The 1,000-nt window shown below is 69.4% G+C and carries 1 protein-coding gene and 1 pseudogene; both read right to left on the bottom strand.

Translation table 11 applies throughout. The features are described 5' to 3' along the window. Positions 1 to 168: pseudogene (locus tag K789_RS0100725) on the bottom strand (MoaD/ThiS family protein); the annotation flags it as partial. 7 nt (positions 169 to 175) lie between these two features. Next, positions 176 to 1,000: GTP 3',8-cyclase MoaA (locus tag K789_RS0100720; protein ID WP_024365074.1), on the bottom strand; the 825-nt coding region annotated here is incomplete at its 5' end.

The raw sequence follows: 1,000 nt of genomic DNA, 5'->3' as shown, positions 1-1,000 counted from the left end.
CCGGGACAGCAGGCGCGCCAGCGGCGGTGTCCCGGCCGGGGGCTCCGGGCGCTCGACGGCGAGGATCGCCGCCAGGAGTGAGGCGACGGTGGCGTCCGCGGGGAGGTCAAAGCTCTCTTCATCGACGCCGGCGGCAGCGCGCGCGGCAGCGAAGTAACGTACGTTCACAGGTGGCTCAGCCTCCGATGGCGCTCATGCTGCGGTCCGGCTGGACGAAGTCCGGGGCGTCCAGTCCGACGTGGTCCATGCCGTGGGCCTTGGGCTTGATCCACATGGCGTCCTGCCAGCGCCCGGCGAGTTGTTCGTCGCTGGCGCCTTCGCGGAGCAGCCCCAGCAGGTCAACTTCCTCGCGGGAGAACAGGCAGCTCATGATCTTGCCCTCGGCCGTGATGCGGGTGCGTCGGCAGTCGGAGCAGAACGGCTCGGTCACGGACGCGATGATCCCCACGGTTCCCAGCACCGGGCCGGCAGCCCCGGCCGTGCCCGGGACCCTGGCCCGGACCTCGAAGCGTTCCGCCGGGGCGCCGTCGCGGTCCCGGGGATCGGCGCTGAGCACGTAGTCGACGGAGAGCAGCTCACGGATTTCCGCGGCAGTGATCATGTTTCGGCGGGTCCAGCCGTGGTCGGCGTCGAGCGGCATTTGTTCGATGAAGCGAAGTTCGTAGCCGCGGTCCAGCGCCCAGGCCAGCAAAGCGGGGGATTCGACGTCGTTGATGCCGCGCATCAGTACGGCGTTGAGCTTCACGGGACCCAGCCCGGCGGCCCAGGCGGCGTCCACGCCGGCCAGGACCTTGTTCAGGAAGGGGCGGCGGGTCAGCTGGGTGAACGTTTCCTCATGGAGCGAGTCCAGCGAGACGTTGATACGGGACAGTCCGGCGGCCTTGAGCCCGGCGGCTTTCTTGTCCAGCCCGACGGCATTTGTGGTCATCGAGATCGGAAGGTCGGGGTGGGCCTGGCGGAGCGCCGAAATGATGTCCAGCAGATCGGCCCGCACCAGCGG

Source organism: Arthrobacter sp. TB 26 (assembly GCF_000427315.1).
In the GTDB taxonomy this organism is placed as follows: Bacteria; Actinomycetota; Actinomycetes; order Actinomycetales; family Micrococcaceae; genus Arthrobacter.
This window is presented reverse-complemented; position numbering and strand designations above follow the sequence as displayed.